The organism is Pseudomonas sp. LBUM1672 (assembly GCF_059695655.1).
On sequence record NZ_CP166781.1, the window covers coordinates 4,913,809 to 4,939,180 of the forward strand.

27 protein-coding genes and 1 tRNA gene are annotated in these 25,372 nt (G+C 58.0%); 7 read left to right on the forward strand and 21 right to left on the reverse strand.

Features of this window, described 5'->3' with window-relative positions:
• Positions 1–11: 11 nt before the first annotated feature.
• From gcvP to ACA053_RS22450, 5 genes are all read left to right on the forward strand, one after another.
• Entirely contained in the window at positions 12–2,864 is a 2,853-nt protein-coding gene (gcvP, locus tag ACA053_RS22430; protein WP_497313224.1) for an aminomethyl-transferring glycine dehydrogenase, read from the forward strand.
• A gap of 203 nt (positions 2,865–3,067) precedes the next feature.
• Entirely contained in the window at positions 3,068–4,444 is a 1,377-nt protein-coding gene (locus ACA053_RS22435) for an L-serine ammonia-lyase (RefSeq protein WP_497393731.1), read from the forward strand.
• Positions 4,445–4,482: 38 nt separating this feature from the next.
• Positions 4,483–5,607: a glycine cleavage system aminomethyltransferase GcvT gene (gene gcvT / locus ACA053_RS22440; protein WP_497393732.1), complete on the forward strand. Its 1,125-nt coding sequence runs from the start codon at positions 4,483–4,485 to the stop codon at positions 5,605–5,607.
• Positions 5,608–6,011: 404 nt separating this feature from the next.
• Positions 6,012–6,224: a cold-shock protein gene (locus ACA053_RS22445; protein ID WP_003227496.1), complete on the forward strand. Its 213-nt coding sequence runs from the start codon at positions 6,012–6,014 to the stop codon at positions 6,222–6,224.
• Positions 6,225–6,319: 95 nt separating this feature from the next.
• Positions 6,320–6,808, forward strand: coding sequence for an RDD family protein (locus ACA053_RS22450; protein WP_497313228.1), 489 nt, complete (start codon positions 6,320–6,322; stop codon positions 6,806–6,808).
• A gap of 123 nt (positions 6,809–6,931) precedes the next feature.
• On the opposite strand, the gene nadA is transcribed toward ACA053_RS22450, so the two are convergent.
• A complete protein-coding gene (nadA, locus tag ACA053_RS22455; RefSeq protein WP_109634286.1) occupies positions 6,932–7,990 on the reverse strand; it encodes a quinolinate synthase NadA in 1,059 nt (352 codons plus the stop codon).
• 404 nt (positions 7,991–8,394) lie between these two features.
• Between nadA and ACA053_RS22460 the strand changes: the two genes are divergently transcribed.
• Positions 8,395–9,315 (forward strand): hypothetical protein, encoded by a 921-nt coding sequence (locus ACA053_RS22460; protein ID WP_497393733.1) that lies wholly within the window; start codon positions 8,395–8,397, stop codon positions 9,313–9,315.
• A gap of 179 nt (positions 9,316–9,494) precedes the next feature.
• Here the strand turns inward: ACA053_RS22460 and ACA053_RS22465 are convergent.
• From ACA053_RS22465 to ACA053_RS22550, 18 genes are all read right to left on the reverse strand, one after another.
• Positions 9,495–9,570, reverse strand: a tRNA-Lys gene (locus ACA053_RS22465).
• A 63-nt stretch (positions 9,571–9,633) separates the two neighbouring features.
• Complete coding sequence (queC, locus tag ACA053_RS22470; protein ID WP_497313231.1) at positions 9,634–10,326, reverse strand: 7-cyano-7-deazaguanine synthase QueC; 693 nt, start codon at positions 10,324–10,326, stop codon at positions 9,634–9,636.
• 1 nt (position 10,327) lies between these two features.
• Positions 10,328–10,975, reverse strand: a complete 648-nt coding sequence (queE, locus tag ACA053_RS22475) for a 7-carboxy-7-deazaguanine synthase QueE (protein ID WP_497313233.1) — start codon at positions 10,973–10,975, stop codon at positions 10,328–10,330.
• Positions 10,976–11,141: 166 nt separating this feature from the next.
• Positions 11,142–11,981 (reverse strand): tol-pal system protein YbgF, encoded by an 840-nt coding sequence (gene ybgF, locus ACA053_RS22480; RefSeq protein ID WP_497313235.1) that lies wholly within the window; start codon positions 11,979–11,981, stop codon positions 11,142–11,144.
• Positions 11,982–11,987: 6 nt separating this feature from the next.
• A complete protein-coding gene (pal, locus tag ACA053_RS22485) occupies positions 11,988–12,485 on the reverse strand; it encodes a peptidoglycan-associated lipoprotein Pal (protein WP_003178634.1) in 498 nt (165 codons plus the stop codon).
• Positions 12,486–12,537: 52 nt separating this feature from the next.
• Positions 12,538–13,806, reverse strand: a complete 1,269-nt coding sequence (gene tolB / locus ACA053_RS22490; protein ID WP_218277770.1) for a Tol-Pal system beta propeller repeat protein TolB — start codon at positions 13,804–13,806, stop codon at positions 12,538–12,540.
• 29 nt (positions 13,807–13,835) lie between these two features.
• On the reverse strand, positions 13,836–14,915 hold the full coding sequence (gene tolA / locus ACA053_RS22495; protein ID WP_497393734.1) for a cell envelope integrity protein TolA: 1,080 nt from the start codon (positions 14,913–14,915) through the stop codon (positions 13,836–13,838).
• Positions 14,915–15,367 (reverse strand): protein TolR, encoded by a 453-nt coding sequence (tolR, locus tag ACA053_RS22500; protein ID WP_162556275.1) that lies wholly within the window; start codon positions 15,365–15,367, stop codon positions 14,915–14,917. The genes tolA and tolR overlap by 1 nt, the downstream gene beginning before the upstream one ends.
• A 23-nt stretch (positions 15,368–15,390) precedes the next feature.
• The gene (gene tolQ / locus ACA053_RS22505; RefSeq protein WP_109634294.1) at positions 15,391–16,086 is read right to left on the reverse strand and encodes a protein TolQ; all 696 of its coding nucleotides are present in this window, start codon (positions 16,084–16,086) and stop codon (positions 15,391–15,393) included.
• On the reverse strand, positions 16,076–16,543 hold the full coding sequence (gene ybgC, locus ACA053_RS22510) for a tol-pal system-associated acyl-CoA thioesterase (protein WP_010457477.1): 468 nt from the start codon (positions 16,541–16,543) through the stop codon (positions 16,076–16,078). Before ybgC ends, tolQ begins: the two co-directional genes overlap by 11 nt.
• A gap of 127 nt (positions 16,544–16,670) precedes the next feature.
• Entirely contained in the window at positions 16,671–17,732 is a 1,062-nt protein-coding gene (ruvB, locus tag ACA053_RS22515; protein ID WP_008147374.1) for a Holliday junction branch migration DNA helicase RuvB, read from the reverse strand.
• Positions 17,733–18,347, reverse strand: coding sequence for a Holliday junction branch migration protein RuvA (gene ruvA / locus ACA053_RS22520; protein WP_462021506.1), 615 nt, complete (start codon positions 18,345–18,347; stop codon positions 17,733–17,735).
• A gap of 115 nt (positions 18,348–18,462) precedes the next feature.
• Positions 18,463–18,987 (reverse strand): crossover junction endodeoxyribonuclease RuvC, encoded by a 525-nt coding sequence (ruvC, locus tag ACA053_RS22525; protein ID WP_008147379.1) that lies wholly within the window; start codon positions 18,985–18,987, stop codon positions 18,463–18,465.
• A 227-nt stretch (positions 18,988–19,214) separates the two neighbouring features.
• Positions 19,215–19,961: a YebC/PmpR family DNA-binding transcriptional regulator gene (locus ACA053_RS22530; protein WP_008072427.1), complete on the reverse strand. Its 747-nt coding sequence runs from the start codon at positions 19,959–19,961 to the stop codon at positions 19,215–19,217.
• Between the two features lie 122 nt (positions 19,962–20,083).
• Entirely contained in the window at positions 20,084–21,859 is a 1,776-nt protein-coding gene (gene aspS, locus ACA053_RS22535; RefSeq protein WP_497313238.1) for an aspartate--tRNA ligase, read from the reverse strand.
• Between the two features lie 94 nt (positions 21,860–21,953).
• Positions 21,954–22,175 carry an FmdB family zinc ribbon protein gene (locus ACA053_RS22540; protein WP_010457489.1) on the reverse strand — a complete coding sequence of 74 codons (222 nt, stop codon included), beginning with the start codon at positions 22,173–22,175 and terminating at the stop codon, positions 21,954–21,956.
• Between the two features lie 136 nt (positions 22,176–22,311).
• The gene (locus tag ACA053_RS22545; RefSeq protein WP_109634298.1) at positions 22,312–22,650 is read right to left on the reverse strand and encodes a ribbon-helix-helix domain-containing protein; all 339 of its coding nucleotides are present in this window, start codon (positions 22,648–22,650) and stop codon (positions 22,312–22,314) included.
• A 262-nt stretch (positions 22,651–22,912) separates the two neighbouring features.
• Positions 22,913–23,383 carry a Dps family protein gene (locus tag ACA053_RS22550; RefSeq protein ID WP_094470990.1) on the reverse strand — a complete coding sequence of 157 codons (471 nt, stop codon included), beginning with the start codon at positions 23,381–23,383 and terminating at the stop codon, positions 22,913–22,915.
• Between the two features lie 308 nt (positions 23,384–23,691).
• On the opposite strand from ACA053_RS22550, the gene ACA053_RS22555 reads away from it, so the two are divergent.
• Positions 23,692–24,294: a cold-shock protein gene (locus ACA053_RS22555; protein WP_497313241.1), complete on the forward strand. Its 603-nt coding sequence runs from the start codon at positions 23,692–23,694 to the stop codon at positions 24,292–24,294.
• A gap of 61 nt (positions 24,295–24,355) precedes the next feature.
• Here the strand turns inward: ACA053_RS22555 and ACA053_RS22560 are convergent, their stop codons facing one another.
• Together ACA053_RS22560 and ACA053_RS22565 are read right to left on the reverse strand one after the other, a co-directional pair.
• Positions 24,356–24,562, reverse strand: a complete 207-nt coding sequence (locus tag ACA053_RS22560) for a SlyX family protein (RefSeq protein ID WP_010457497.1) — start codon at positions 24,560–24,562, stop codon at positions 24,356–24,358.
• A 3-nt stretch (positions 24,563–24,565) separates the two neighbouring features.
• Positions 24,566–24,991, reverse strand: coding sequence for an HIT domain-containing protein (locus tag ACA053_RS22565; protein ID WP_497393735.1), 426 nt, complete (start codon positions 24,989–24,991; stop codon positions 24,566–24,568).
• Between the last annotated feature and the right edge of the window lie 381 nt (positions 24,992–25,372).

Here is a 25,372-nt window from a genome sequence, read left to right on the forward strand (position 1 = left end):
GGAGCGCTGACATGACTCAAGTAAACCTTTCTACCGCCAACGAATTCATCGCCCGCCACATCGGCCCGCGCGCAGGCGACGAGCAAGCCATGCTCAACAGCCTCGGTTTCGACTCCCTGGAAGCCCTGAGCGCCAGCGTCATTCCTGAGAGCATCAAAGGCACCAGCGTCCTCGGTCTCGAAGACGGCCTGAGCGAAGCCGATGCCCTGGCCTTGATCAAATCCATCGCCGGCAAAAACCAGCTGTTCAAGACCTTCATCGGCCAGGGTTACTACGGCACGCACACGCCGTCGCCGATCCTGCGCAACCTGCTGGAAAACCCGGCTTGGTACACCGCCTACACCCCATACCAGCCAGAAATTTCCCAGGGCCGTCTCGAAGCGCTGCTGAACTTCCAGACCCTGATCAGCGACCTGACCGGCCTGCCGATCGCCAACGCCTCGCTGCTGGATGAAGCCACCGCCGCCGCCGAAGCGATGACCTTCTGCAAGCGCCTGAGCAAGAACAAGGGCAGCCACGCCTTCTTCGCCTCCGTGCATTGCCACCCGCAAACCCTCGACGTGCTGCGCACCCGTGCCGAGCCTTTGGGCATCGACGTGGTGGTTGGCGACGAGCTCGAACTGACCGACGTGACGCCGTTCTTCGGCGCGCTGCTGCAATACCCGGCGAGCAACGGTGACGTGTTCGACTACCACGAACTGACCGAACGCTTCCACGCCGCCAACGCGCTGGTCGCGGTTGCGGCCGACCTGCTGGCCCTGACCGTGCTGACCCCGCCGGGCGAATTCGGTGCCGACGTGGCCATTGGCAGCGCGCAACGCTTCGGCGTGCCGCTGGGCTTCGGTGGTCCGCACGCTGCTTACTTCTCGACTAAAGATGCGTTCAAACGCGACATGCCGGGCCGTCTGGTCGGCGTCTCCGTGGACCGTTTCGGCAAGCCGGCCCTGCGCCTGGCGATGCAGACCCGCGAGCAACACATCCGTCGCGAGAAGGCCACCAGCAACATCTGCACCGCACAGGTCCTGTTGGCCAACATCGCCAGCATGTACGCCGTGTACCACGGTCCGAAAGGCCTGACGCAGATCGCCAACCGCGTGCATCACCTGACCGCGATTCTGGCCAAAGGCCTGAAAGCAATCGGTCTGAACGTCGAGCAAGAAAGCTTCTTCGACACCCTGACGATCAAGACCGGCGCCAACACCGCCAAGCTGCACGACAAGGCTCACGCCCAGCAGATCAACCTGCGCGTCGTGGATGCCGAACGTCTGGGCCTGTCCCTCGACGAAACCACTTCGCAAGCCGATGTGGAGACCCTGTGGAGCCTGCTGGCCGACGGCAAATCCCTGCCGGACTTCGCCGCCCTCGCCGCTTCGGTTCAAGCGACCATTCCAGCGGCACTGGTGCGCCAGTCGCCAATCCTCAGCCACCCGGTGTTCAACCGTTACCACTCGGAAACCGAGCTGATGCGCTACCTGCGCAAGCTCGCCGACAAGGACCTGGCGCTGGATCGCACCATGATCCCGCTGGGTTCGTGCACCATGAAACTCAACGCCGCCAGCGAAATGATCCCGGTGACCTGGGCTGAATTTGGTGCCCTGCACCCGTTCGCTCCGGCCGAGCAAAGCGCCGGCTATCAGCAACTGACCGACGAACTGGAAGCGATGCTCTGCGCCGCCACCGGTTACGACGCGATCTCGCTGCAACCGAACGCTGGTTCTCAGGGTGAATACGCTGGCCTGCTGGCGATTCGCGCCTATCACCAGAGCCGTGGCGAAGACCGTCGCGACATCTGCCTGATCCCGTCGTCCGCTCACGGCACCAACCCGGCCACCGCCAACATGGCCGGCATGCGCGTGGTCGTGACCGCGTGCGATGCCCGTGGCAACGTCGACATCGAAGACCTGCGCGCCAAGGCCATCGAGCACCGCGAGCATCTCGCCGCGCTGATGATCACTTACCCGTCGACCCACGGCGTGTTCGAAGAAGGCATCCGCGAAATCTGCGGCATCATTCATGACCACGGCGGCCAGGTGTACATCGACGGCGCCAACATGAACGCGATGGTCGGCCTCTGCGCGCCGGGTAAGTTCGGCGGCGACGTGTCTCACCTGAACCTGCACAAAACCTTCTGCATTCCACACGGCGGTGGCGGCCCGGGCGTCGGCCCGATTGGCGTGAAATCGCACCTGACCCCGTTCCTGCCGGGCCACGCCCAGATGGAGCGCAAGGAAGGCGCGGTCTGCGCCGCACCGTTCGGCAGCGCGAGCATTCTGCCGATCACCTGGATGTACATTCGGATGATGGGCGGCGCGGGTCTCAAACGCGCTTCGCAACTGGCGATCCTCAATGCCAACTACATTTCCCGTCGCCTCGAAGAGCATTACCCAGTGCTCTACACCGGCAGCAACGGCCTGGTGGCGCACGAATGCATCCTCGACCTGCGTCCGCTGAAAGACAGCAGCGGCATCAGCGTCGATGACGTCGCCAAGCGCCTGATCGACTTCGGCTTCCACGCCCCGACCATGTCCTTCCCGGTGGCAGGCACGCTGATGATCGAGCCGACCGAAAGCGAATCCAAGGAAGAACTGGACCGCTTCTGCGACGCCATGATCCGCATCCGTGAAGAAATCCGCGCGGTGGAAAACGGCACGCTGGACAAGGAAGACAACCCACTGAAAAACGCTCCGCACACCGCGGCGGAGATTGTTGGCGAGTGGACGCATCCGTACAGCCGTGAGCAAGCGGTGTATCCGGTTGCGTCGCTGATCGAAGGCAAATACTGGCCACCGGTCGGTCGCGTCGACAACGTGTTTGGTGATCGCAACCTGGTTTGCGCTTGCCCGTCGATCGAAAGCTACGCTTAAACGGATGAGGGGCAGGTTTACCTGCCCCTTTTTCCAGAACACCACAAAACCCTGTGGGAGCTGGCCTGCCAGCGATAGCGGTGGATCAATCTCCATTTCTGTCGCCTGACACACTGCCATCGCTGGCAGGCCAGCTCCCACAGGGGAATACACCAAGCCTGATATTCCGCCAATTCCTATAACAAGAAACCGGAGAACAACTCATGTCGTTAAGCGTGTTCGACCTGTTCAAGATTGGCATCGGCCCCTCCAGCTCTCATACCGTCGGCCCGATGCGCGCAGCTGCGCGTTTCGCCGAAGGCTTGCGCCGTGAAGGGCTGCTGACCGCAACCGCCTGCGTCAAAGTCGAGCTCTACGGCTCGCTCGGCGCCACCGGCAAAGGCCACGGCAGCGACAAAGCCGTGTTGCTCGGCCTGGAAGGTGAACACCCGGACACCGTGAACACCGAAACCGTCGCCGCCCGTCTGCAAGACATCCGCGGTAATGGTCGCTTGAACCTGCTCGGCGAACACAGCATTACGTTCAACGAGAAAGAACACCTGGCGATGATCCGCAAACCGTTGCCCTATCACCCCAACGGCATGATCTTTCGCGCATTCGACGCCGCCGGCCTGCAGATCCGCAGCCGCGAGTATTACTCGGTTGGCGGCGGTTTCGTGGTCGATGAAGACGCCGCCGGCGCCGACCGCATTGTCGAAGACGCCACGCCGCTGACCTTCCCGTTCAAAAGCGCCAAGGACCTGCTCGGTCACTGCACCACTTACGGTTTGTCGATCAGTCAGGTGATGCTGACCAACGAAAGTGCCTGGCGCCCGGAAGCGGAAACCCGCACCGGTCTGCTGAACATCTGGCAAGTGATGCAGGACTGCGTTGCCGCCGGCTGCCGCAACGAAGGGATTTTGCCCGGTGGCTTGAAGGTCAAACGCCGGGCTGCTGCGCTGCATCGGCAACTGTGCAAGAACCCGGAATCGTCATTGCGCGACCCGCTGTCGGTGCTGGACTGGGTCAACCTGTACGCCCTGGCGGTCAACGAAGAAAACGCCAACGGCGGACGCGTTGTCACTGCGCCCACTAACGGTGCGGCAGGCATCGTCCCGGCGGTGCTGCATTACTACATGCGCTTTATCCCCGGTGCCAACGAAGACGGCGTCGTACGCTTTCTGCTGACCGCCGCCGCGATCGGCATTCTCTACAAAGAAAACGCCTCGATCTCCGGCGCCGAAGTCGGTTGTCAGGGTGAAGTCGGCGTGGCCTGTTCCATGGCGGCCGGAGCCTTGTGCGAAGTACTTGGCGGCACCGTGCAGCAAGTGGAAAACGCCGCCGAAATCGGCATGGAACACAACCTCGGCCTGACCTGCGACCCGATTGGCGGGCTGGTGCAAGTGCCTTGCATCGAGCGCAACGCCATGGGTTCGGTCAAGGCCATCAATGCGGTACGTATGGCCCTGCGCGGAGACGGTCAGCACTTCGTCTCCCTCGACAAGGTCATCCGCACCATGCGCCAGACCGGCGCCGACATGAAAAGCAAATACAAGGAAACCGCCCGAGGCGGTTTGGCGGTCAACATTATCGAGTGCTGATGCTCACGCGCATCCGCACACTTTTTCAGGAGCTGAATATGTCCACCGAACAATTGCTGAAAACCCCGCTGCACGCCCTGCACATCGAACTCGGCGCGCGCATGGTGCCGTTCGCCGGCTACGACATGCCGGTGCAATACCCGTTGGGCGTTATGAAGGAGCACCAGCACACCCGTGATCAGGCCGGGCTGTTCGATGTCTCGCACATGGGCCAGATCCGCCTGACCGGCGCCAATGCCGCCAAGGCCCTGGAAACCCTGGTGCCGGTGGACATCATCGACTTGCCAGTGGGCATGCAGCGCTACGCAATGTTCACCAACGAAACCGGTGGCATCCTCGACGACCTGATGGTCGCTAACCTGGGTAACGACGAACTGTTCCTGGTGGTCAACGCCGCCTGCAAGGATCAGGACCTCGCGCATCTGCGCAAAAACATCGGCGACCAGTGCACCCTCTCACCGCTGTTTGAGGAACGCGCCCTGCTGGCGTTGCAAGGTCCTGCCGCGGTCACCGTGCTCGCGCGCCTGGCCCCAGAAGTGGCCAAGATGACGTTCATGCAGTTCACCCGCGTGAATCTGGTGGGTGTCGAATGCTTTGTCAGCCGTTCGGGCTACACCGGCGAAGACGGCTTTGAAATCTCCGTGCCAGCCGCCAACGCTGAAGCCCTGGCTCGCGCCCTGCTGGCTGAACCCGAAGTGGCAGCCATCGGCCTTGGCGCTCGCGACTCTCTGCGCCTGGAAGCCGGCCTGTGCCTCTATGGCCACGACATGAACACCGAGACCACCCCGATCGAAGCCAGCCTGTTGTGGGCCATCTCCAAGCCACGTCGCGCTGATGGCGCACGAGCTGGCGGCTTCCCTGGGGCAGAGACGGTGTTCGCTCAACAACAAGCTGGTGTCAGCCGCAAGCGTGTGGGTCTGCTGCCGCAGGAACGCACGCCGGTGCGTGAAGGCGCGGAAATCGTCAACGAAGCGGGGGACATCATCGGCGCGGTGTGCAGCGGTGGTTTCGGCCCGACTCTGGGCGGTCCTTTGGCGATGGGCTACCTCGACAGCGCTTATATCGCTATCGACACACCCGTATGGGCGATTGTTCGTGGGAAAAAGGTGCCTTTGCTTGTAAGCAAAATGCCATTTGTTCCACAACGCTACTATCGCGGCTGATTGACTGTTTCTATAAGTAACGCGGTTGCGTTAACAGTGCACTAATGTGTAACGCAACCGCCATAAAACAGTGCATGTCTTTGGTTATAAGCTTCGTTTATGAACGTTGCTTATAACGTTCGAAAACAATTGAACAGCCCGATCGAATAAGCCCGCACTAGTGGACACGCTATTGCCATCAACCTTAGCAAAACCGGGCCTCTCACAGGGCTTGTTTTTTCTCACGTAGTTGGCGTAGAGTTTGTTCACTGTGTTTGCATGGGTCGCTTGGAATCGTGACCTGGGCAGTAGCCTACAAGTTAGCTACATCCCGTTCGACGTCTTCTTACTCTCCTGCAACCAGCCCCAGTACTCTTTCATGAGAAGGAGACTGTCATTAATTTTTTGCGTCAAAGGAATAAGAAATGTCCACACGTCAGAGCGGTACCGTCAAGTGGTTTAACGACGAGAAAGGTTTTGGTTTTATCACTCCAGAAAGCGGTCCGGATCTGTTCGTGCATTTCCGCGCTATTCAGGGCAACGGCTTCAAGAGCCTGAAAGAAGGCCAGAAAGTGACTTTCGTCGCTGTGCAAGGCCAGAAAGGCATGCAAGCTGACGAAGTACAAGCAGAAGCCTAATCTTCTGTAACGAAAAAGCCCCTGATGCTGACATCAGGGGCTTTTTTGTGCGCGTAAATCCGTAAAATGGCTTCTTTTTCCGTCCAGAGGCTGCCATGCCGAAACACCTGCTCAAACCCCAGGGCGACTTTCCCGCCGCCACCCTGGGTCGTCGCCTGGCAGCGATGTTCTATGACTTCCTGTTGTGTACTGCCCTGCTGATCGTCACCAGCGGCATCTACAAGATGATCCAGATGGCGATCATCGGCGAAGACAAAATGCGCACCTTGACCGAATCCGGCGCGCTGGACGGTGATCCGCTGCTATCGACGGTATTGCTGTTTGTGCTGTTTGGTTTTTTTGCCAAGTTCTGGACCTGGTCTGGTCAGACCCTGGGCATGCAGGTGTGGTCCATTCGCGTGCAGAACGCTGACGGCTCGTCCATCAGTCTGTGGCAGGCGCTGTTGCGCTTTGTGGTGTCGATCGCATCGCTGTTGTGCGTTGGCCTTGGGTTCATCTGGTCGCTGTTCGATAAACAGAAACGCAGCTGGCATGACATGTATTCCAATACCCAGCTGGTGCGCATCCCGAAGAAAACAAAGTAATCCCGGACACCAAAATCAATGTGGGAGCGGCTTGCTCGCGAAGGGGTCGTATCGGTCAACTTTGATGTTGTCTGACACACCGCTTTCGCGAGCAAGCCCGCTCCCACAGTTTTTTACGAGTACTTAAGCGTTACCGGCCAGTTTCATCCGCGCAGCCTGGGTGAAATCGAGCATGCGCTTCAACGGTCGAATCGCCTGGGGAATCAACGCCGGATCCACAAAGATCTCGTTCGTCCCTTCCTTCAAGCACTTCAGCGTGCGCTCAAGGGTGTTCATCGCCATCCATGGGCAATGTGCGCAACTGCGGCACGCTGCGCCGTTACCGGCCGTTGGGGCTTCGATGAAGACCTTGTCCGGGCACAACTGCTGCATCTTGTAGAAGATGCCGCGATCGGTGGCGACGATCAGGGTCTTGTTCGGCAGGCTCTGCGCCGCCGCAATCAACTGACTGGTGGAACCGACGGCATCCGCCAGCTCGATCACCGAGGTCGGCGACTCCGGGTGCACCAGAATCGCGGCGTCAGGGTACAGCGCCTTCATGTCTTCGAGCTGCTTGGACTTGAACTCCTCGTGAACGATGCAGGCACCGTCCCACAGCAGCATGTCCGCGCCGGTCTGGCGCTGGATGTAGGTGCCCAGGTGTTTGTCCGGGCCCCAGATGATGGTTTCGCCGTTATCCATCAGGCTTTCGACGATTTCCAGCGCGCAGCTGGACGTCACCACCCAATCCGCCCGGGCTTTGACCGCCGCCGAGGTGTTGGCATACACCACCACCGTACGTTCCGGATGCTGATCGCAAAACGCCGAGAACTCATCCACCGGGCAACCCAGGTCCAGCGAGCAGGTCGCTTCCAGGGTCGGCATCAGAATGCGTTTTTCAGGATTGAGGATTTTGGCGGTTTCGCCCATGAACTTCACACCGGCGACCAGCACGGTCTTGGCCGGGTGGGCACTGCCGAAGCGCGCCATCTCCAGTGAGTCGGAGACGCAACCACCGGTTTCTTCGGCCAGGGCCTGAATCACCGGATCGCAATAGAAGTGAGCAACCAGCACCGCGTCCTGAGCCTTGAGCTCGGCAGCGATGGCGGCACGGTAAAAAGCTTCCTCCTCGGCGGTCAGCGGCTTGGGCTGCTTGGCGTCGAGGTGGGCTTGAACCAGAAGGCGTTCGGAAATCTGCGTCATGTTCGCAAGACCTGCAGGCGCTTTCGCGCGAAAGTCGAGTATACACCCGGCTCCGGACCCTTCAGGGTACCGCCGGGAGAGTGAGTATTCATCAGGCACAGCGTTGGAGCCGCGCAAGGCTACAGAATATCCCGCGGATGCAAAAGATGATTCTGACCTGCGTCACGGCTGGCGAAGCACCGCTATCAAGCAAATCCGAATCGCAAGCAAAAAACGCCTGATTTCAGCACTGGTTTTTGCGCTCCGACAACTCTGGCTTGTCGGTTATGAATCCACCATTATTTATCGGCAGAGCCGAGCGCCCTCTAGCAGTGGAACTGCATGGTTGCGGCCCCAGGTCGCCGGACGAATCATGGAATCTCGTTGCGGCTTCGTTACGAACACAGTCTCAGGATCTAATTATTATGGACGTCTACAAGGTCAGTGTTTCGCAAATCACCAGCACGAAAATCTCGGCAGAAAATTTTGAGCGAGACACCCTGAAAAGCAGCCCTTACTACCAGGCTGGCAGTACAGGAAATGAACCGTCCCATTTTGCCGTGTGCCCTGGATGCGACAACCCCATACAAATCATCGGGCTCTACAAAGAGCTGGAAAATACGCCGAATCCATATGGCCGCCATTACATACGTACCGTGGAGAAGCTGGCTGAGTATGATCAGGAATCCTACGACTCCTGCCCCTATTCCAAGCCTGAGCGCAAACCCGAACGCTCGGCACGCCGTACCAGGGAAAAAGGACTTCCCGAGAAAATCCTCAGAGTTCTGATTGAAAACTTTGATTCAGTCATCTACATGATCGAAAAGTCCACCGGCATCCACATTGGCGACGGGCTGGCAAAACGGATGCTGAAGACCTACCGGGACGAACATGGGCACATGTACAAGTCAGCGACATTGCTGAATATCCCATGGATCTTCGCCTACATGTCCAATGCCCAGTCAATCTCCAGACAGAAGGTTGTCAGTAATCCGGATCTGATTGAGGCAGTGCGAAAGAAGTTGCCCTCTGCCGCTATTGATGAGGAGGGAAATCAGAAAGGTGTTTTGAAACCGACGGATAATGAGGACTACCTTGATATCAATTTCAGCTTCATTCATCACCGTGTGACACTGGTTGATCGCTCAATCAACGAAACGATGAAAATGGTCATTTTCACGAATCAAGCCAGGCAGAAAATTTCTGTTTATGAGCAGGTAATCCCGTTTGATACGAATCATTTTCTTGCCCTTATCAATCGGTCTCCAGACACTGCCTACCGCCCTCGCCGAAACACACTTGTGCCACTAGCGCAGCAAATGCTGGGACACGGACAGCCTGCATAATCCAGATCGATGATCAGCCTTTCTTCTCTTGATAAAAGTGGCCGGCAAAAGTGTGCAAACACTCTCGTGGTGGAGCCCGACCACCAGCCGGCTGATTCTTTTACTTTCTTGCGGGCAAAAAAAAATCCGGAAATCCTCACTTGCGTGGGCCTTCCAGACTTTTAAAACTGCTACAAAAATGGTGGGTCGTGTGGGATTCGAACCTACGACCAATTGGTTAAAAGCCAACTGCTCTACCAACTGAGCTAACGACCCGCTGTGTGGTGGCGCGTATAATACTGATTTTTAAGGACTATTCAACACCTAATTTGAAATAAATCAAAAATAAGGTGTTGGGTCACTTACGCCGGCCGCTGCAAAGCCTTCTGCGCGCAGTCGGCAGCTGTCGCATTTGCCGCACGCACGGCCCTGATCGTCGGCCTGATAGCAGGAAACGGTCAGTCCATAATCAACCCCAAGCTTCACGCCGGCCTGGACAATCTGTGCCTTGCTCAGGTTCTGCAATGGCGCCTGAATACGGAAGCCATTGCCCTCTACACCGGCCTTCGTCGCCAGATTCGCCGTGCGCTCGAACGACTCGATGAACTCGGGACGGCAGTCCGGGTAACCGGAGTAATCCACCGCATTCACGCCGATAAAGATGTCACGCGCGCCAAGCACTTCAGCCCAACCCAGCGCCAGGGACAGAAACACGGTGTTGCGCGCCGGCACGTAAGTCACCGGAATACCTTCGCCCGCTTCTTCCGGGACGTCGATGCTGGTGTCGGTCAGTGCCGAACCGCCGATACCGTTCAGGTTCAGGCCAATCACCTTGTGCTCCACCACACCCAGGTCACGGGCGACACGCTCGGCGGCGTGCAGCTCCGCGTGGGAGCGTTGACCGTAATCGAAGCTCATGGTGTAGCAGCTATAGCCATCAGCGCGGGCCATGGCCACGACCGTCGCGGAATCGAGGCCTCCGGACAGCAGGATGACCGCACGTTTTTCAGCAGTGTTCAGTTGTTCAGTCATCTCAGCGCCCCGGCTCGTCATTCCAAAGATATTTATGCAGCTGCAATTGCAGACGCACAGGCAGGTTGTCCGCCACCACCCAGTCCGCCAGGTCCCGCGCATTCAGGTCATGGTGGCTTGGCGAGAACAGTACTTCGCCTGCACGCTTGTCCAGACCGTACTGAATCAGCTTGGACACGGCCCAGTCGTAGTCTTCCCGCGAGCAGATGACAAACTTCACCTGGTCATTGGGCGTGAGCAGTTCGATGTTCTCGTAGCGGTTGCGGTGTGCTTCCTTCGAACCTGGGGTTTTCAGGTCGACGACGCGACTGACCCGGGAATCTACCGCCGAGATGTCGAGAGCACCACTGGTTTCCAGTGACACTTCGTAACCGGCGTCGCACAACTGCTTGAGCAATGGGATGGCATTCGGCTGGGCCAGCGGCTCGCCACCGGTGACACAGACGTAACGCGGGCGGAAACCGGCCACTTGCTCGAGGATGTCGTCGAGTGGGCGAATGGTGCCGCCAGTGAACGCGTAGGCGCTGTCGCAGTATTGGCAACGCAATGGACAACCGGTCAGGCGCACAAAAACAGTGGGCAGCCCGGCAGTCCGCGTTTCACCCTGCAACGAGTAGAAAACTTCGGTGATTCTCAATGTGTCTTGCATAGTCGCCACGGGCATAACAGCTAAACAGGCTGTCCGCCTCCGTCAGGCACTTCAAGGAACCCCGCCATCGCGCAGATCCCAAAAAGCGTGTTTCAAAAAAGGGGGTGAATTCTAACGAAAAAACCCGCGACAAGCGCGGGTTTCTTCAAAACGGCTCAAGCAGCCCTTACATTTTTTGCAGATCACGCTGGGCCAACTGAGCAGCGGAAGTGCCCGGATATTGCGACACGACCTGTTGCAGAATGCCTTTGACCTTGTCGGTGTGACCGAGGCGGCGTTCTACATCAGCCAGCTTGTACAGCGAATCAGGCACTTTGGGGTGCTTGGGATACAGCTGCGAAACCTTGGCAAATGCCTGACCTGCACCTTGCAGATCGCCTTTGGCCAAGTTCACTTCGCCCAACCAGTACTGGGCATTGCCCGCGTACTGACTGTTCGGGTACTTGCGCAGGAATGCCGCAAAAGCCTGACTGGCCTTGTCGAAATCCTTGGCTTTGATCAGGTCGAAGGCTGCATCGTAATACAGTTTTTCCTTCGCCGGATCAGCCGGTTCGCTACCCGCAGCAGGTGCTTGAGCGGCGGCCGCTCCTGCACCTGCGCCAGCTGCTGCACCGGGGGCATTCAAACTGCCACCGGTGGAAGAATTATCAGGAGTCGCGGCTGGTGCAACGCCGGTTCCTATGCGCCGATCAAGATCCTGATATCGCTCCAGGTTCTCTTGCTTCATGCGCGCTACATCATTTTGCAGAACTTCGATCACACCCTGTTGGCGTGAGATCTGCTCCTGCATGGATTGCAATTGGTTGAACAGCTCGCCCTGTGCCGAGACAGGGGCCGAAACCCCTCCCCCGGCATAGGCGCCGTTCGTACCGTAACCCGCAGGCGGATTACTAGTCCCGCTATTGTTATAGCCGGAGTCGTTATCGACCACAGGAACCGCAGCCCACACCGCAAGCGGTGCGAGGCTGAGGGCCAAAACAGTTACAGCACGACGGCACGTTCGCATGACGAATTACTTACGCAGTTCGACGCGACGGTTTTGAGCCCAGGACTGCTCGTCGTTGCCGGTAGCAACTGGACGCTCTTCGCCGTAGGAAACCAGTTCCAGCTGAGCTGGGGAAACACCTTGCAGTACCAGGTAGCGCTGAACGGCTTTCGCACGACGCTCGCCCAGTGCCATGTTGTACTCACGAGTACCACGTTCGTCGGTGTTGCCTTCCAGAACAACGCGAGCGCCGTTTGCTTTCAGGTCTTTGGCGTGAACGTCCAGAGCGCGCATGGCTTCTGGCTTCAGGTCCGAGCTGTCGTATTCGAAGTAGAAGGTGGTGATTGCGCGCAGAGCAGCTTCTTCGCTCAGGGAGCCATCAACGGCACCAGTGTTAGCGCCGTAACCAGCGTTTGGATCAACAGCGCCTTCACCGGCGTTGTCGCCGCCTTTGGACGAGCAACCTACAGCTACAGCCATGGCCAGAGCCAGCGCAGCAAATTTACCAAACTTCAGCATTTCCATCGTGAAACTCCTAATGAACCCCAGTGTGTTAAGTAAAACGTGTAGCGCCGCGTCAGTTCAGGTAAGGGGACCAGGAAGGTTCTCTGACTTCGCCTTGTGCGGTAGGAAGCGGGAGCCTTACGCGTCCATTAATGGACACGAGCATCAAGACTCCCCGGCCCTGCTGGCGGGTGGCGTAGATTACCATGGTGCCGTTGGGCGCAACAGTAGGCGACTCGTCCAGAGTGCTATCAGTGAGGATCTTTACACTACCGCGCTGCAAATCCTGGGCCGCCACCTTGAAATTAGTGAAGCCATCCTGGCGGTGAATCATCACCAGGGTCTTTTCATCAGCCGAAAGTTTAGGGTTTGCGTTGTAGTTACCAATAAAGGTCACACGTTCCGCACCACCACCACCGACGCTGGTTTTGTAGATCTGTGGCTTGCCGCCACGGTCAGAGGTGAAGTAGATGGTCGAACCATCCTTACCCCAGAACGGTTCGGTGTTGATGCCGGGACCGTTGGTGACGCGAGTGATCTGACGCGAACCCAGGTTCATCACGTAGATGTCCGGGTTACCGTCTTTCGACAGTACGAATGCCAGGCGATTGCCATCCGGCGACCAGGCTGGCGCGCCATTCAGGCCTTCGAAGTTGGTGATCTGCTCACGGCGACCGGTGTCGATGTTCTGCATGAAGATACGCGGACGCTTCTGCTCGAACGAGACGTAAGCGATGCGCTTGCCATCCGGTGCGAAACGCGGCGACAGGATCGGCTCGCGCGATTGCAGCAGGGTCACGGCGCGAGCACCATCATAATCCGAGCGTTGCAGCGTGTAGCGCGTGTTCTTCTCGGAGAAGCGTTCGGCCGTCACGTACAGCAGACGAGTCGAGAACGCACCTTTGATGCCGGTGAGCTTTTCAAACGACTGGTCGGCGATGTAGTGGGACATGTCGCGCAGTTGATCGACGCTGCCCGACACGCTGCCGGTCAGCACTTGCTGCTCGGTGGCGACGTTGAACAGAGCGTATTGAACCTGCAGGCGACCGCCCGATGGCACGATGCTGCCAACCATAATGTACTGAGCGTTGATCGCCTTCCAGTCACGGAAAATGATTTCGCTGGCCTGGCTCGGCTGGCTGATCATGTTCTGCTTTGGAATCGGCGCGTAGTAACCCGAGTTGCGCAGGTCGTTACCGATGATCTCGGCCATGTCGTCCGGCAGCACGGTGCCGCCCTGGAAACCGAATGGCACTACGGCAATTGGAGTTGCCTGGGAGCTACCACTGCTGACCAGGATATTTTTTTCATCTGCGGTGGCCAGTCCTGCAAAGCAGAACATGACTACAAGCAGTCCTCGAAGAAGGTTTCTCACAAGGCTAGATCCTCAGGTGTGAATGTCATCTTGAATGAACGATAGGGTGCGAAATCAGCTGGCTTCAGACCCTGCATTTCGGTCAATCGACCAATATTTTTTACCGCCGCTACCGCTGAGCTGTCGAACGGTACATCACCGCTGGACTTGGCAACCGATACGCCGGAGATTGTTCCATCAGGCAGCATGTTGATTTGCAGGATCACCTTCATGCCCTTGCGGGCCGACGGTGGCTGCGCCCAACCTTCAGAAGCACGCGAGCGAATCAAATCGTCGAAGTTACCCGCGACTTCATCACCCTGCTCATCCGCCAAGGCCTGCTGACGCTCCGGCGTGTCGGAAAGCAAATCGGCCAGGGCCTGAGCCTTTTTCTCATCGACCGATTTACGCGCCGCTTCCTGCGATTTTTTCTTCGCAGCATCGGCAGCAGCTTTCTTCTTCGCGTCTTCGGCGACTTTCTTCTTCGCCTCTTCAGCTTCAGATTTCTTCTTGGCGTCTTCCGCGGCTTTCTTCTTCGCGTCTTCGACAATCTTTTTCTTGACTTCTTCAGCGGCCGCTTTCTTGGCCTCTTCTTCAGCTGCTTTCTTGGCTTCTTCTTCAGATTTCTTCTTGGCTATATCAGCCAATTGTTTCTCTTCAGCCTTTTTGGCTTCGGCGGTCTTCTTCGCTTCATCGGCTTTCTTGGCTTCATCAGCCTTTTTTGCCTCTTCCGCTTTTTTAGTCTCGTCGGCCTTCTTGGATTCTTCGGCTTTTTGAGCCGCATCTTCCTTCTTTTGTTCCGCGGCCTTGATCGCTTCCTGTTCGATCTTTTTCTGTTCCATCTGTTCGACTTCGGTCTGACGTGCGGCAGATTTCTTCGCCTCACCCGCAATCTTCTGATTGGTCTGGGTGGTCGCCTGACTTTTCGATTTCAGCTGGTACAAGGTCGCCTGGACAATCGGCTTGGCCGGCGGCAATTCCGGTGTGAAGGCGAAACTGACGAACAGCATGCCGAACACCAGCACGTGCAAGACAATCGCCAGGACACTTGGCCAGAAGTAGCTTTCCGAGGCGGACGGCTCTCGCATTTGCTGCATCAGGGTGCCTCGGTAATCAAGCCAACATTACCGACCCCGGCTTTCTGCAACCCGCCCATGGCGCCCATTACGGAACCGTAATCGACGGTCTTGTCGCCGCGGATGAACACCTGGGTGCGCTTGCCGCCTTCAGTGCCGGCTCGGATGATCTTGGTCACCGCGTCAGTCATCTGCGGCAAGGTCATGGCCTTGTCCTGTTGCTTTTCAGTGTCGACTTCGCTGCCAAGGTTCCAGTAGTAGGTCTTGTCAGACTTGATCGAAATGGTCAGGACCTGGGTGTTGTTGTCCTGCGGCAAGGCTTCGCTGGAAACCTTGGGCAGATCAACTTTCACGCCCTGATTGAGCATCGGAGCGGTCACCATGAAGATGACCAGCAGCACCAGCATCACGTCGATGTAAGGCACCACGTTCATCTCGGCAACCGGCTTGCGCTTTTTGCGAGCTCGAGCGATTAAAGCCATTGGAAATTACCTGCTTATTCTTCGCTGGTGTGCACTTTGCGGTGCAGGATCGCCTGGAATTCATCGGCGAAGGTGTAGTAACGGCCCAGCAGGGTTTCGCCGCGAGCAGCAAAACGGTTGTAAGCGATAACGGCCGGGATGGCGGCGAACAGGCCGATCGCGGTGGCGATCAGTGCTTCGGCAATACCCGGAGCCACAGTGGCCAGGGTCGCTTGCTGGGCAGTGGCCAGGCCACGGAAGGAGTTCATGATCCCCCAGACGGTACCGAACAGACCGATGTACGGGCTGACGGAACCGACGGTGGCGAGGAACGGCAGGCTCTGTTCGAGCTTTTCTTCTTCACGGGAAATGGCGACGCGCATGGCACGGGCCACGCCTTCCATGACCGCTTCCGGATCGACGCCTGGCTGCTGACGCAGACGGGAGAATTCCTTGAAGCCGGCACGGAAGATCTGCTCGACGCCCGAATCCGGATCAGGGTTGCTGCCGGCCTGACGGTAGAGTTTGGACAGGTCGATGCCGGACCAGAAGCGCTCTTCAAAGCTCTCCAGGGCACGTCGACCGGCGCGCAGCAGGTTGCTGCGCTGAAAGATCATGATCCATGAGGTCACCGATGCGGCTACCAGGATCAGCATTACCAGTTGCACCACGATACTGGCATTGCTGACCAGGCTCCACATGGAGGAATGGTCGACGACGTTAGCTTCCACGCTTTATCTCCTGCTTTGAGTGTGTACCCGCGCCGCTCACGTCGGCAAAGGCCGCACGTAGAGCTTCGGGAATGGCCCGGGGTTTTAAACTTTCAGTGCGCACACAGGCCACCAGAAACTGCCCTTCGCAGAGCAGCGCATTATCCGTGGCTCGCCTGACCTGCTGCTTGAAGCGCAGGCTGACACGGTTCAATTCGATTACTTCAGCGCTTACCAGAAGCTCGTCGTCCAGTCGCGCCGGCGCGTGATAACGCGCTTCGCTGGAATGCACGACAAACAACAGGTCCTCTCCTGCCAGCTGGGACTGGGCAAAGCCCAGATCCCGGAGCCGCTCGGTGCGAGCCCGTTCCATAAACTTGAGGTAATTGACGTAATACACGATGCCGCCCGCATCGGTGTCCTCGTAATAAACGCGACAACGAAGTGCGAAAGGCTCAAGCCCGTTTTGCGCGCGCATACTCTAGTGCTTACTCCTCAGGTTGCCAATCCGGCCAGGCAACTGTTTTTCATTGATTCGCGGGTTTCTGGTGAAAGTACGGTCCTCAGACCGCACAAACTCCGAATAAATCAGCCCGCAAAGGTGATTAATCGTCTACGGCATCAAGGAACTCGTCTACCACGGGCATCTCGCCCAATCGTGACGGAATGTTTAAACCGAAGTGCAGATACGCGTGCCGGGTGACCACCCGCCCCCGCGGCGTGCGCATGATGTAGCCCTGCTGGATCAGGTACGGCTCCAGCACGTCTTCAATGGTATGGCGCTCCTCGCTGATCGCCGCCGCCAGACTGTCCACTCCGACCGGCCCACCGTCGAACTTCTCGATCATGGTCAACAGCAGGCGCCGATCCTGGTGATCGAAGCCACGTTCGTCGACATCCAGCAGGTTCAAGGCCAGGTCGGCGATCGGTTTGGTGATGTGGCCCTTGGCTCGAACTTCGGCAAAATCCCGAACCCGTCGCAGCAAGCGGTTGGCGATCCGTGGGGTGCCGCGGGCACGGCGGGCGATCTCAAAGGCGCCTTCCGGGTCCAGCGGCAAGCCGAGGATGTTCGCCGAACGGCTGACAATCGTCGCCAGGTCGGCGGTGTTGTAGAACTCCAGGCGCTGGACGATGCCGAAGCGGTCGCGCAACGGATTGGTCAGCATGCCGGCACGGGTCGTCGCTCCCACCAGGGTGAACGGCGGCAGATCCAGTTTGATCGAGCGCGCGGCCGGCCCTTCACCGATCATGATATCGAGCTGGAAATCTTCCATGGCCGGGTACAGCACTTCTTCGACGATCGGCGACAGCCGATGGATTTCGTCGATGAACAGCACGTCGTGAGGCTCAAGGTTGGTCAACAGCGCCGCCAGATCACCCGGACGCTCAAGCACCGGGCCCGAGGTGCTTTTGATCGACACGCCCATTTCCTGGGCGATGATGTTCGCCAGGGTGGTCTTGCCCAGACCCGGCGGGCCAAAGATCAGCGTGTGGTCCAGGGACTCGTTACGCCCGCGTGCGGCCTGGATGAACAACTCCATTTGCTCGCGAACGGTCGGCTGGCCAATGTATTCGGCCAGGCTGACAGGACGAATCGCCCGGTCCTGGACTTCTTCGCGGTCGCGAGGGCCAGGCGTGGCGGCAATCAGACGATCAGCTTCAATCACTTAGATCATTCCCTTCAGGGCACGACGAATCATGTCTTCACTGCTCAAACCTTTCTCCTTGATCGCGGAAATCGCCTTGCTGGCTTCCTGCGGCTTGTAGCCCAAAGAAATCAGCGCGCTGACCGCGTCATTTTCGGCGGTGGCGACCGGCGCCGTATCAGGCCCGCCCGGTTGGTTCGGCACGAGGGCGAACATCGCCGGCACGGTTTCCCACGCCTTGAAGCGATCCTTGAGCTCCACCAGCAAACGCTCGGCCGTCTTTTTGCCCACGCCCGGCACCTTGGTCAGCGCCGAGGTGTCCTGGGATTGCACGCAACGTACCAGCTCATCCACTTCCAGGCTCGACATCAACGCCAGGGCCAATTTCGGCCCTACACCATTGAGACGGATCAACTCGCGAAAAAAGTCTCGCTCACGCTTGCCGAAGAAGCCATAGAGTAACTGCGCGTCTTCACGTACGACCAAATGGGTGTGCAAGGTCAGCGGTTCACCGACCGACGGCAAGCGATACAGCGTGGTCATGGGCACTTCCAGCTCATACCCCAGACCGTTTACATCCAGAATCAGGTGCGGCGGCTGTTTCTCAGCCAATGTGCCGCGCAAGCGTCCAATCACGTTTCAGATCCTTGAGCGTTGGCCAGATCAACGACTGGCGACTGACAGAACAAGGGTTTTGCGCCGACAACACAGGCGCAAAACCCTCATTCGCTAAAAATGACTGCTGATGCTATCAGAGACGCAGGCGCCCGCCACGACTGCGTGCCGTTCCCAGGCCATGGGGCAACAGGCTGGAACGGGTATGCGCGTGACAAATGGCAATGGCCAGGGCATCCGAAGCATCGATTTGCGGCTTGCTGGTCAGTTTCAGCATGTGCATGACCATCATCTGCACCTGCTCTTTATTGGCGGCACCGGTGCCGGTCACCGCTTGCTTGACCTGGGTCGCGGTGTACTCGGCGATCTCCAGGCTCTCTTCGGCACCCGCCACAATCGCAGCACCGCGGGCCTGACCGAGCTTGAGGGCAGAGTCGGCATTGCGCGCCATGAAGACTTTTTCAATGCCCATGGTCACCGGGCCGTAGGTCTGGATGACTTCACGCACACCGCGATAGACGATTTGCAGACGCTCATGCAACTCGCCGGACCCCGTGCGAATGCAGCCCGATGCCACATACACGCAGCCACGCCCGGTATCACGTACCACGCCATAACCGGTGATGCGCGAACCGGGGTCGATACCAAGAATTAAAGTCATAACGCCTGCGGGTTTGGTAAGAGCACGATATTCATTACAGCGAACAACAAAAGTGGGAGCGAACTGTGGCGAGGGGATTTATCCCCGTTGGGTCGCGAAGCGGCCCTGAACCTGCGAATACGGAGATTTCAGAAAAACCGTAATCACTGGGTCTGCGACTGCTTCGCAGCCGAACGGGGATAAATCCCCTCGCCACTGCCCGCTCCCACATGAGATCTTACTCGCCCTTAACCCAGCTGTGCGGCTACCGACTCAGGAATATCCGCGTTGGAATAGACGTTTTGCACGTCATCCAGGTCTTCGAGCATGTCTATCAGCTTGAGCACCTTCTCGGCGCCTTCCAGGTCCAATTCGGCACTGGTGGTCGGCAGCATCACGATTTCCGCGTCATCGCCTTTGAAACCCGCCGCTTCCAGCGCGTTTCGCACGGAGTAGAAGCCGGCGAACGAGGTGAACACATCAATCGAGCCGTCTTCATGAGTGACCACGTCATCGGCGTCGGCTTCCATGGCCGCTTCCATCAGCGCGTCTTCATCGACACCCGGCGCGAAGGAAATCTGCCCCTTGCGCTCGAACAGATAAGCCACCGAACCGTCGGTGCCCAGGTTGCCACCACACTTGCTGAACGCATGGCGAACCGCGGCGGCGGTGCGGTTACGGTTGTCGGTCATGCACTCGACCATCACGGCCACACCGCCCGGGCCATAACCTTCGTAGGTCAGCTCGACCATGTCGTCGGTGTCGGCAGCACCGGCACCGCGGGCGACCGCGCGATCAATGATGTCGCGGCTCATATTTGCGCCAAGGGCCTTGTCCAGCGCCAGACGCAGGCGCGGGTTGGAACCTGGATCACCGCCGCCCTGACGGGCAGCAACGGTCAGCTCACGAATCCACTTGGTGAAAATCTTGCCCTTCTTGGCATCCTGACGTTCTTTGCGGTGCTTGATGTTCGCCCACTTGGAATGACCCGCCATATCTCGCTCCGAATTCTCTTTGAAACATTGCCCGCTGCGCAGATGCGCCAGCCAGCAAACAAAATCTCGACCTGTCCCTATAAAGAAAAGGCGCATCCGAAGATGCGCCCTTCAGGACAGCCTTACTCAGCTTTTGGCGTTTCGCGCAGACGAATGTGCAGTTCGCGCAATGCCTTGGCATCTACCACACCCGGTGCCTGAGTCATGACGTCAGCCGCGCTCTGGGTTTTCGGGAAGGCAATCACTTCACGGATCGACTGGGCGCCGGTCATCAGCATCACTAGACGGTCCAGACCGAAGGCCAGGCCACCGTGCGGCGGCGCGCCGTATTTCAGGGCGTCGAGCAGGAAGCCGAATTTCTCTTCCTGTTCCGCTTCGTTGATACCCAGCAGACGGAACACCGACTGTTGCATTTCCTTGCGGTGGATACGGATCGAACCGCCACCCAGCTCGGTGCCGTTCAGGACCATGTCGTAGGCACGGGACAGAGCGGTCGCCGGGTTGGCTTCCAGTTCTTCCGGGGTGCACTTCGGTGCGGTGAACGGGTGGTGCAAGGCGCTGAAGCTGCCGTCGTCGTTCTCTTCGAACATCGGGAAGTCGACAACCCACATTGGCGCCCACTTGCAGGTCAGCAGGTCCAGGTCGTTACCGACCTTGATCCGCAGCGCGCCCAGGGCTTCGCTGACGATCTTGGCTTTGTCGGCACCGAAGAACACGATGTCGCCGTCAACCGCGCCAACGCGATCGAGGATCACGTTGAGGTTGGCCTCAGGGATGTTCTTGACGATTGGCGACTGCAGGCCTTCCACGCCCTTCGCGCGTTCGTTGACCTTGATGTACGCCAGGCCCTTGGCACCGTAGATGCCGACGAACTTGGTGTAGTCGTCGATCTGCTTGCGCGGCATGCTCGCAGCGCCAGGTACACGCAGGGCGGCAACACGGCATTTCGGATCGTTGGCAGGACCGCTGAAGACCTTGAAGTCGACTTCTTTGAGCTGGTCGGCTACGTCCACCAGTTCCAGCGGGTTACGCAGGTCAGGCTTGTCGGAACCGTAACGACGCATGGCTTCTTCGAAGGTCATGTGCGGGAATTCGCCGAATTCCAGGTCCAGCACTTCCTTGAACAGGTTGCGGATCATGCCTTCGGTGAGGCCCATGATGTCTTTTTCATCGAGGAAGCTGGTTTCGATGTCGATCTGGGTGAATTCTGGTTGACGGTCGGCACGCAGGTCCTCGTCGCGGAAGCACTTGGCGATCTGATAGTAACGGTCGAAGCCGGCCACCATCAGCAACTGCTTGAACAGCTGCGGCGATTGCGGCAAGGCGAAGAACGAACCGGCGTGAGTACGGCTCGGTACCAGATAATCACGTGCGCCTTCCGGAGTAGCACGGGTCAGGATTGGCGTCTCGACGTCGAGGAAGCCGTTCTCGTCCAGGTAGCGGCGGATGCTGGTGGTCATGCGCGAACGCAGACGCAGCTTCTCGGCCATTTCCGGGCGGCGCAGATCAAGGAAGCGATAACGCAGGCGGGTTTCTTCACCGACGTCGGAGTACTCGTTCAGCGGGAACGGCGGGGTTTCCGATTCGTTCAGCACTTCCAGCTCGTAACCCAGGACTTCGATCATGCCCGACGCCATGTTGGCGTTGGTGGCACCGGCCGGACGCAGGCGAACCTTGCCGGTGATCTTCACGACATACTCGCTGCGCACGCGATCGGCGGCGGCGAAGCTCTCGGCGCGGTCCGGGTCGAACACCACCTGGGCCAGACCGTCACGATCACGGATATCGAGGAAAATCACCCCACCGTGGTCACGGCGACGGTGAACCCATCCGCAAAGGGTAATTTCCTGGCCTTCCAGGGCTTCGTTCAGTTGGCCGCAATAATGGCTGCGCATCATGGTAGTGGTTTCACTTCTCGTAATCGAAATTCGGTTGGAGCCCCTGCAGATGTTGCTAGGGCTCGCGCGTGTCGTTCAACTCAGGTTCCAGACCTTAGTCAGCTTTGTCGCCGCCGGCCAGATTCTTCTTGGAACCGGTCTTGAAATCGGTTTCGTACCAGCCGGTGCCGCTCAGGCGGAAGCCCGGCATGGACAGCATCTTTTTAAGCTCTGGCGCCTGGCAGGCAGGGCAGTCGACCAGCGGTGCTGCGCTGATCTTTTGAATGGCTTCCAACTGATGACCACAGGAAGCACATTGATAGTCGTACATCGGCATGGGGGTTGTCTCGGCGATCAGATTGCTACCGCATACGCTGGGTTTTGCGGCAAAGAGCGGGATTATATCCATTAAATGCGGCCTGTGCAGCCGTAAGACTGCACGGACCGACACTCTGCCCGATCCACCGCTGTGGCTAAGGCATTGCGACACAACCGCCTTCTTTCAGGCTATGCACGACGCAGACAACCCGCACCAGCCCGGTAAAGTTCTTGACCCCGCCATGACGCAAGTGCACTTCGCGGTCCACATGGGACAGCAGCGCACTGACCGTACAACAATTGACCTTGGCCATATCGCCCAGAATATCCCAGTACACCTGCTCAAGCCGCAAGCAGGTGGCGAAGCCGTTCAACCTCACCGACCGGGACAGAGGCCGGGCCAGCCCCATATCAAATTCGCTGACAAACGGATCGATCTTTATATCCTTGACCGGACCGACCCTCCCCTCGCTTCGCCTGTCTCCATAATCCATATCGTTGACACTCCTTTGTCATCCTTGCCTTCTGTAAGAGCACTCTCGTGGCCTTATAAAAGCGCAGGCGCAAAGGTATATCCAGATGACTTTATGACCATCGACGTAGGATAAGCCAACAGCTGTAGGGCGATCATGGACAGCGTCCTAGGCCGGCCATATTCCTACGCAACCAGACGAATTTTAACGAGAGCAAAAGCGATTTTAAGAAGGCAAAGACCGCGAATAACGCCCGACGGGCATCATTCGCGTATTGACGATATTACTGATCCAGCAGAGAACGCAGCATCCACGCAGTTTTTTCGTGGACTTGCATGCGCTGGGTCAGCAGGTCAGCCGTTGGCTCGTCACTGACTTTTTCCAGCAGCGGAAAGATCCCGCGCGCCGTACGGGTGACCGCTTCCTGGCCATCGACAAGCTGCTTGATCATGTCTTCGGCGCTCGGCACGCCGGCTTCTTCCTTAATAGAAGACAGCCGCGCATAAATCGAATAGGCGCCTGGCGCAGGAAATCCGAGGGCGCGAATGCGCTCGGCAATCGAATCGACGGCCAGGGCCAACTCGTTGTATTGCTCCTCGAACATCAGGTGCAGGGTCCGAAACATGGGACCGGTGACATTCCAATGGAAGTTATGGGTTTTCAAATACAGCACATAAGTGTCCGACAGCAGACGCGAAAGCCCGTCGACGATGGACTTGCGGTCCTCTTCACTGATACCGATATCGATTGCCATGTTTATCCCCTAAAGGTGATGAGTTCATCCAACAGGTGCAGGGACCACTCTAGCAAGCCTGCCACCCCCTCGCAGCCCGGGATTGCACAATACCCTGCGACAAATCGCCCCTCGGAGCACCGCTGGACTGCCTGATTTGAGTAGCTGCAGGCTTTGCTGTTAAATAGACAGTGTGTCGCGACCGCCTATTTTCCGGGGGCTGCGCATAGGCTGGTACCGGGTACGTGTCCAACGCCTCTTATTGTTCTGAAGCGAACCGTGCTCCATCAGCTCTTCCTTGTGATCCGTCTTAACGTGAGTTAATCAAAATGTTGAAAATCGTCCACCTGCTAATGGGCGCAGCAGCTTTGCTGTTGTCCTTCATCCCTAGCCTGCGATCCGAAGCACTACCTTACCTGCAACAACCCGATGCGCTGTACCTGGCCTTTTTCGGCCTGCTCAACCTCACCCTTGCTCCCGTTATCCCTTACTGGAACAAAGGCCCGCGTCATCAACTGCAAAATCTGGTCAGCGCCCTGCTGGTCCTGGCCGTCGTCCTGCAAACCCTGACGTTGCTCGCGCCGATGCCCGTCATCGCCGGTCAACCTGCCGTTCTGTTCAGCCTGGTGGCTGCGCTGATTGCCGTTCTCCTGCACCTGGCAATCAGCTTCTACAAATCTTCACCGGCCGCCGCCTCGCCAAGCTATGACATGAGCAACCGCGATACCGGCACCGTCAAGTGGTTCAACACCTCCAAAGGCTTCGGCTTTATTTCCCGTGATTCCGGCGATGATATTTTCGTGCATTTCCGGGCCATTCGTGGCGAAGGTCACCGTGTTCTGGTCGAAGGCCAGCGCGTGGAGTTCTCCGTCATGAATCGTGACAAAGGGCTGCAAGCCGAAGACGTGATCGCCGCATTGCCGCGTCGCTGATTCAAGGCTAAAAAAAACCGCGAACAGCTGAGCTGTTCGCGGTTTTTTATTGCCTGCGGTTTCAATAATGAGGCGGCGGTGCTTCTTCTTCGAAGGTCTCGAACTGCCCAGCCATTTCTTCCTGGCGCTTGAGCAAGGCGGCCATCTGCAATTGCAGGCGCTCAACGGCGCGCTGCTGCGTCGCCAGCACATCGCTCAATGACTGGATGGTGTCATCCTGAAACGCCAGCTGGCTCTCCAGATCGGTAACGCGATCTTCCAGGCTCATAATTCAACCCTCCAGAAACGTGAAGTCTTCGGTTAACAGCAGACGCAGACGCTCGCGAATCGACGCGATCTGCGCTGCGCTGTAAGGCACGGCCGGGTGCTTACCCCAGACCGGGGCTGGCCAGGCGGCATCCTCGCGTTTGCGCACAATCACATGCATGTGCAACTGACTGACGACATTACCCAGCGCCGCGACATTCAACTTGTCGGCGTCGAACGAATCCTTGAGCAGTTCCGCCAGCGCAGTTGTTTCCTGCCACAGCTGCTGTTGATCTGCGACACCCAACTGAAATATCTCACTGATATCTTCACGGCGTGGCACCAGGATGAACCAGGGGTAGTTCGAATCATTGGATAACAACAACCGGCAAAGCGGGAAATCGCCAATCGGTAGCGTGTCTTGTTGAAGTCGTGAATCTAAAGCGAACACCGCGCGCACTCCCGCATTCATCATTTTTCAGCTTAGCGCGCCTCCCAAGCGGCAGCGAACCAAGCGACAGGACGGCAGCATACCTGTGAACGTCACTGGCTTCACGCCGCACGAACGCCCCGATATGGGCCTTTTTTGCTCACGACGCACCATTACAGAACCGAAGATCACACCGAAAACGCCGAAATGACTGATAACCAATGAATAGTTCCAGGCGAGCCCGTTACCGCACTGTGTGATTTCAGCACAGCGATTAAGATTTTTTGCACCAAAACCGCACAGTGCGTCTACGCTGAGTTCGTCAGCATCCGCCAAGTACTCACTGGAGGGGTGAACCGGTAACATTTTTTGTTGTCACGCCGTCCACCGTCGGGTGACAAC

Bases quoted from the DNA above. Each gene is read 5' to 3' on its own strand.
- gcvP (WP_497313224.1), top strand. From the start codon at position 12: ATGACTCAAGTAAACCTTTCTACCGCCAACGAATTCATCGCCCGCCAC.
- ACA053_RS22435 (WP_497393731.1), top strand. From the start codon at position 3,068: ATGTCGTTAAGCGTGTTCGACCTGTTCAAGATTGGCATCGGCCCCTCC.
- gcvT (WP_497393732.1), top strand. From the start codon at position 4,483: ATGTCCACCGAACAATTGCTGAAAACCCCGCTGCACGCCCTGCACATC.
- ACA053_RS22445 (WP_003227496.1), top strand. From the start codon at position 6,012: ATGTCCACACGTCAGAGCGGTACCGTCAAGTGGTTTAACGACGAGAAA.
- ACA053_RS22450 (WP_497313228.1), top strand. From the start codon at position 6,320: ATGCCGAAACACCTGCTCAAACCCCAGGGCGACTTTCCCGCCGCCACC.
- nadA (WP_109634286.1), bottom strand. From the start codon at position 7,990: ATGACGCAGATTTCCGAACGCCTTCTGGTTCAAGCCCACCTCGACGCC.
- ACA053_RS22460 (WP_497393733.1), top strand. From the start codon at position 8,395: ATGGACGTCTACAAGGTCAGTGTTTCGCAAATCACCAGCACGAAAATC.
- queC (WP_497313231.1), bottom strand. From the start codon at position 10,326: ATGACTGAACAACTGAACACTGCTGAAAAACGTGCGGTCATCCTGCTG.
- queE (WP_497313233.1), bottom strand. From the start codon at position 10,975: ATGCAAGACACATTGAGAATCACCGAAGTTTTCTACTCGTTGCAGGGT.
- ybgF (WP_497313235.1), bottom strand. From the start codon at position 11,981: ATGCGAACGTGCCGTCGTGCTGTAACTGTTTTGGCCCTCAGCCTCGCA.
- pal (WP_003178634.1), bottom strand. From the start codon at position 12,485: ATGGAAATGCTGAAGTTTGGTAAATTTGCTGCGCTGGCTCTGGCCATG.
- tolB (WP_218277770.1), bottom strand. From the start codon at position 13,806: ATGTTCTGCTTTGCAGGACTGGCCACCGCAGATGAAAAAAATATCCTG.
- tolA (WP_497393734.1), bottom strand. From the start codon at position 14,915: ATGCAGCAAATGCGAGAGCCGTCCGCCTCGGAAAGCTACTTCTGGCCA.
- ybgC (WP_010457477.1), bottom strand. From the start codon at position 16,543: ATGCGCGCGCAAAACGGGCTTGAGCCTTTCGCACTTCGTTGTCGCGTT.
- ruvC (WP_008147379.1), bottom strand. From the start codon at position 18,987: ATGACTTTAATTCTTGGTATCGACCCCGGTTCGCGCATCACCGGTTAT.
- ACA053_RS22530 (WP_008072427.1), bottom strand. From the start codon at position 19,961: ATGGCGGGTCATTCCAAGTGGGCGAACATCAAGCACCGCAAAGAACGT.
- aspS (WP_497313238.1), bottom strand. From the start codon at position 21,859: ATGATGCGCAGCCATTATTGCGGCCAACTGAACGAAGCCCTGGAAGGC.
- ACA053_RS22540 (WP_010457489.1), bottom strand. From the start codon at position 22,175: ATGCCGATGTACGACTATCAATGTGCTTCCTGTGGTCATCAGTTGGAA.
- ACA053_RS22545 (WP_109634298.1), bottom strand. From the start codon at position 22,650: ATGGATTATGGAGACAGGCGAAGCGAGGGGAGGGTCGGTCCGGTCAAG.
- ACA053_RS22550 (WP_094470990.1), bottom strand. From the start codon at position 23,383: ATGGCAATCGATATCGGTATCAGTGAAGAGGACCGCAAGTCCATCGTC.
- ACA053_RS22555 (WP_497313241.1), top strand. From the start codon at position 23,692: ATGTTGAAAATCGTCCACCTGCTAATGGGCGCAGCAGCTTTGCTGTTG.
- ACA053_RS22560 (WP_010457497.1), bottom strand. From the start codon at position 24,562: ATGAGCCTGGAAGATCGCGTTACCGATCTGGAGAGCCAGCTGGCGTTT.